Origin of the sequence: Corallococcus sp. CA047B (genome assembly GCF_003612065.1) — a bacterium.
In the GTDB taxonomy this organism is placed as follows: Bacteria; Myxococcota; Myxococcia; order Myxococcales; family Myxococcaceae; genus Corallococcus; species Corallococcus praedator.
Genome location: NZ_RAWD01000482.1, coordinates 1 through 5,201 on the forward strand (window position 1 = coordinate 1; position 5,201 = coordinate 5,201).

6 protein-coding genes are annotated in these 5,201 nt (G+C 69.2%); 3 read left to right on the forward strand and 3 right to left on the reverse strand.

The genetic code is table 11. From position 1 onward, the window contains the following. The first annotated feature begins 106 nt into the window (after nucleotides 1-106). Entirely contained in the window at nucleotides 107-490 is a 384-nt protein-coding gene (locus D7X74_RS39380) for an iron-sulfur cluster assembly accessory protein (RefSeq protein ID WP_120538085.1), read from the forward strand. 97 nt (nucleotides 491-587) lie between these two features. On the opposite strand, the gene D7X74_RS39385 is transcribed toward D7X74_RS39380, so the two are convergent. Genes D7X74_RS39385 through D7X74_RS39395 form a run of 3 tightly spaced genes read right to left on the reverse strand, consistent with a single transcriptional unit; the run spans nucleotide 588 to nucleotide 2,745 of the window. Continuing rightward, the gene (locus D7X74_RS39385; protein ID WP_120538086.1) at nucleotides 588-1,106 is read right to left on the reverse strand and encodes an acyl-CoA thioesterase; all 519 of its coding nucleotides are present in this window, start codon (nucleotides 1,104-1,106) and stop codon (nucleotides 588-590) included. A gap of 31 nt (nucleotides 1,107-1,137) precedes the next feature. After that, complete coding sequence (locus tag D7X74_RS39390) at nucleotides 1,138-1,914, reverse strand: deoxynucleoside kinase (protein ID WP_120538087.1); 777 nt, start codon at nucleotides 1,912-1,914, stop codon at nucleotides 1,138-1,140. 12 nt (nucleotides 1,915-1,926) lie between these two features. Further along, nucleotides 1,927-2,745, reverse strand: a complete 819-nt coding sequence (locus tag D7X74_RS39395; RefSeq protein ID WP_120538088.1) for a glycerophosphodiester phosphodiesterase — start codon at nucleotides 2,743-2,745, stop codon at nucleotides 1,927-1,929. Nucleotides 2,746-2,905: 160 nt separating this feature from the next. Between D7X74_RS39395 and D7X74_RS39400 the strand changes: the two genes are divergently transcribed. Then, entirely contained in the window at nucleotides 2,906-3,961 is a 1,056-nt protein-coding gene (locus tag D7X74_RS39400; protein WP_120538089.1) for a hypothetical protein, read from the forward strand. A gap of 245 nt (nucleotides 3,962-4,206) precedes the next feature. Then, the coding region (locus D7X74_RS39405) for a serine/threonine-protein kinase (protein WP_147446856.1) at nucleotides 4,207-5,201 on the forward strand (995 nt) is incomplete at its 3' end.

Genomic DNA, 5,201 nt, shown 5'->3' on the forward strand with positions numbered 1-5,201 from the left:
GGGCATGGGGGTTATCTTGTGTTCTCAGCAGAAGGGGCCCGTGGGGTCCCATGGCTTTTCAGGCGCCAGGGCGTTATGAGGCGCTGTTCACGAGGAGTTTAAGCACATGGACACTTCCACCGCCGTCGCCGGCTCCACGCCGGTCTCCCAGCCCGCCGCCAACGTGCCCGTCCAGTTGACGGCCGCCGCCCTCGCCCAGGTGAAGACGGTCATCCAGGCCCAGGGGTTCCAGGACTACTTCTTCTCCATCCGCGTGGTGCCGTCCGGCTGCAGCGGCCTGGGCTACGACCTGAACCTCGTGAAGGAGTCCAAGGCCGGCGACCAGATCTGGGAGCAGGATGGCGTGAAGATCGCCACCGACGCGCTGAGCGCCCAGTACCTGTCGGGCACGCACATCGACTACGTCACCAGCATCACCGGCGCGGGCTTCAAGTTCGAGAACCCGAACGCCAAGTCGTCCTGCGGTTGCGGCACGTCGTTCACGACCTGAGCCGCGCAAGACGCGCTGAAGCAGGGCAGGGGCCGGGTTGGGACGCCAGACAGGCGTGCCCCCGGCCCTTCGTCCGTCTGGCGAGCGGCCCCGCGTCTCAGGCGCCGGCCACGGGCTTCATGACCTTCATCCAGGACTGCTCTTCCTGACCACGGCCGCGGCGCTGGGCGCGGCGGGCCTCGGCCTCCGCGAAGGCGGAGCGCTCCGCGTCCGTCTCCAGGAGCAGGGGGGGCACGGGCACGCCCTTGCCGTCCTTGTCCTGGGTCACGAAGGTGAGCAGCGCGCTGGTGGTGAGGTGGCGCTCGCCCGTCAGCGGGTTCTCCGCGTGCACGGTGACGCCCACCTCCAGCGACGTGCGGAACGTGGCGAGCACGCGCGAGTGCAGCAGGGCGATCCACCCGACGCGGATGGGGGCGTGGAAGTGCAGGTCGTCCATGGACGCCGTCACCACGACCTGACGGCAGTGGCGCTGAGCGGCCACGGCGCCGCAGATGTCGATCCACTGCATCACCTTCCCGCCGAACGCGGCGTTCAGGTTGTTGGCGTCCGGGGGGAGGATGAGCTGCGTCATCACCACTTCGGAGTCGCGCGGGCTCTTCGGGGTCAGGTCGTGCATGGCCCCGAAGCGTGTAACGGATGCCGCGGCGTCAGGCCAGGAATGCGGAGACGCGGTCGAGGAACTCCTCGCGGCCCGGGCCCCGGCGGATGTCCTGCTTGGACACGTCCACCACCAGGCAGTCCACGCCGTACTTCTCCTGGAGCACCTGCGGGAAGCCCGCGTAGTAGCCGTTGAGGCCCTTCAGGAACTGCTTGCCGATGCCCTTCTCCTCCGCCCGGCCGCGCGTGCGGATGCGCTGCAGGAGCACCTCCTCCGAGGGCACGTCGAAGCAGATGACCTTGTCGGGCCGGACGATGTGGCGCGACAGCCGCTGGAAGTACTCGTAGTACAGGTCCAGCTCCGCGTTCGTCATGTGCCCCAGGCCGTGCAGGTACTTGGCGAAGATTTCGGGGTCCTCGTACAGGGTGCGGTCCTGCACGCAGCTCTTCCGGACGGAGTGGATGAGCTCGTGGTGCTCCACGCGCCGGATGAGGAACTCCAGCTGCAGCGTGAACGACCACCGCGACATGTCGCCGTAGTAGTCACGCAGGAAGCGGTTGTCGATGACGGGCTCGTCGAACAGCTCGAAGCCGAAGCCCTGGCTGATCATCTTCGCGGCCGTCGTCTTGCCCGCGCCGATGTTGCCCGCGAGCGCCACGAAGCGCCGCGCGCGCGGCACCTTCACCTTGAGCTTGTTCACCTTGGGCTTGAGGCTGTTGCGGCCAGCGGGCTTGGGCTCCGGCGCGGAAACGGCCGGGGGCGGCGCCTTGGAGGAGGGCGGCTCGGCGCGGGTCGCCGGACGCGCGCGTGCGGTGGGGCGGGGCATGGACGTCAAGGCTTAGCCCGGCTTTCCGGACGCGTCCATTCGCTGGCGGAGCAGGTCCGGCCGGTCCGTCATGATGCCGCCGATGCCCTCGTGGAGCAGCCGATCCATCTCCGCCGGATCATCCACGGTCCACACGTTGATCCACTTGCCGCGCTCCGCCGCGGCCTTCAGCAGCGCGTCATCCACCAGCCGCACCTCACCGAAGTACAGCGGCATGTCGAGCACCGCGTAGCGCGCATCCTCCGGCGGCGCCTCGCCGGCCTTGAGCGTCAGGATGAACGCGGCCAGCGCATCGCGCGGATAGAAGTGGCACGCGTCGGGCAGCACCCGCACCAGCCGCTCCGCGATGGCGTCCTGCTCGCTGCCCAGGCACACCCGGCCCAGGGCGTCTTCCTCGGTCAGCAGGCGGGCGAGCACGTCCTCGCCGCCGGGCACGTCCGGCTTGAGCTCCACGTTGAGGCGCAGGGATGGGAAGGCGCGCAGCACCTCGCGGAGTGTTGGCAGGTGCACGCCCTGGCCCCGGAAGGGGAAGGTGCTCCCCGCGTCCGGGCTGAACCGATACCCCGCGTCCAGGCGGCGCAGCTCCGTGAGGGTGAGCGCCGCGAGCGGGCCCTCCCCGTTGGTGCAGCGCTCCAGCGTGTCGTCGTGCGCGACGATGACCTCGCCGTCGCGCGTCAGGTGCACGTCGAGCTCCAGCATGTCGGTGCGGTGCTTCTCCACCGCGAGGCGGAAGGCCTCCAGGGTGTTCTCCGGTGCCACCAACGCTCCGCCGCGGTGCGCGATGTGCAGCGTGGGCTTCAGACCCTGCAAAAACGTGTCGCGCGGCAGCATGATCCACCTATTCCTGAATTCACAACGAAGTCACGGGCAGGGTGCCGGTCCGTTCCTTGCCGGCCCTGGTGAGCCGCCGGTATAAGGGCCTGAATCCTCAGCCCGACAGGCGTCGGACTTCAAGAAGCGCGGCGCCCTCACCCCCCCCGGAGACATACGAATGGAACTGCGCAAGAAACTGGGCGCCGCGGCGCTCCTGGCTGCCACCGCCATGGCCACGGCCGCCGGCTGTGGTGGCCGTGACTCGGATCCCGATCCCGTCCCCGACGCCGGCTGTACGGGCGTCTGCAGCACGGACGCGGGCACGGACGCGGGCACGACGGATGCCGGCACGGACGCCGGCACGACGGACGCCGGCACGACGAACCAGATCGCCGCGGCGCGCAAGCTGTCGTTCGGCAGCAAGGCGACGCTGCGCAACGTGGTCGTCACGGACGTGCACTACGAGAAGCTGAGCGAGCTGGGCAACAACTCCTGGCGCTCGTACTTCTGGGTGACGGATCCGGCCGCCCCGAAGGAAGGCCTGTTCATCCACAAGTTCTACACGGACACGCCGGACACGTACCGCCCGCAGCCGGGCGACACGGTCGACATCGAGGGCTACTTCGGCACGGAGCCCAACTACGAGCCGTTCTCCGGCCGTCGTCACCACCTGGCCAACCAGCGCACGCCCGCCGTGCCGCTCGCCATCACCCCCAAGACGACGGACGCGGGCGTGGGCGCCCGGCCCCCGGCCAACGAGGTGACGGCCGAGCAGCTCGAGGCGTCGCTCGGCACGGCCCAGAACAGCGCGGCCTTCCTGGGCACGCGCGTGCACCTGGCCGGTCCGCTGACGCTCACCAACCCCACGCCGGAGGCCCTCAAGCGCCTGGACAGCTCCGGCACGCCCCCCATCTATTACGGCTTCGAGGTCGGCAACGGCATCCTCGTCTTCCACGACAAGACCCGTGACCGGAACCTGAGCGACGGTGGCGTGGAAGTGCGCTGCGACTTCCAGAAGGAGGCCCTGGATGGCGGCGCGGTGACGTTCCCCAACGGCATCAGCGGCGTCTGGGACACCTACACCTTCGCGCCCTGCACGGACGGTGGTACGGACATCACCGGCTGCGGCAGCAACAGCTCCGACAGCGGCGTGCCGGGCTCGACGAAGCCCTACACGTACACGATCATCCCGCAGGACTGCGCCGACCTGGGCGTCGTTCCTCCGGCCCCGTAGTCTCCCACGGGACGCCTTCGCCGGTCCGCCGGCACCCGCTCTTCCGCCTCCCACGGCTCTTGGCCCTGGGGGGCGGTCGTGTTTCAGGAAGGCGGGGGCGCGGGGGCCTGAAAGTTCGCGTGGTGACGCCGGGTTGCCTAGAGTCGGGCCCCTGGCGGGTCGGCCCGCTCCCCCCGAGCCTGGAATGCAGGTAGGCTCCGGTAGCAGTTCTTGGTCCCACCCGCAGGCGCACACCCTCCACGTCCTTGAGCTCGCCCCAGACGGCCACCCCGTTCGGAAAGTACCTGCTCATCAAGCGCCTCGCGCTGGGTGGGATGGCGGAGCTGTTCCTCGCGCACAAGCCTCCTTCGCAGGAGCTGGTGGTCATCAAGCGGATCCTCCCGTACCTCTCCGAGGAGCCGGAGTTCGTCCAGATGTTCCTGGACGAGGCGCGCATCGCCGCCCAGCTCCACCACCCCAACGTCGTGCAGGTGCACGAGCTGGGGAAGGAGGGCGACAACATCTTCATCTGCATGGAGTACGTGGAAGGCGTCGACCTGCGCCGCGTGCTCGTGGAGGAGGCCAAGTTCGGCTCCTGCCTGCCGTATGGGGTCGCGGCGAGGATCTGCGCGTATATCGCGTCGGGCCTGGACCATGCGCACTTCAGCCGGGGCGTGGATGGCCGGCCGCTGGAGCTGATCCACCGGGACGTCAGTCCCCAGAACGTGATGATCAGCTACGACGGGCGCGTGAAGCTCGTCGACTTCGGCATCGCCAAGGCCGGCGCGTTCATGGAGCGCAGCAAGCCGGGCGTCATCAAGGGGAAGTTCCTCTACCTGTCGCCCGAGCAGATCATGCAGGAGCGGCTGGACCACCGGGCGGACATCTACGCGCTCGGGGTGATGCTGTACGAAATCACCACCGGCAAGCAGCCCTTCTCCCGGCAGACCACGGAGGGCATCCTCTACGCCATCCGCCACGAGGAGGCGACGCCGCCGCACCTGGTGCGCCCCGACTATCCGGAGGAGCTGTCGCGCATCGTGATGCGGTGCCTGGTGAAGGACCGCACGCAGCGCTACCAGCGGGCGTCCGCCGTGAGGGCGGACCTGGACGCGTTCCTCGCCTCCGGCGTGCTCAAGCAGAGCCTGGACATTCCGCACTACATCGCGCGCCTGCTCGGGGAGGCCGACGAGCGCACCGTGCTGCACATCCCGCCGGCGAAGCGCGCGGGCCGGCACGAGGCCACCGTTCCGCTGCCGTC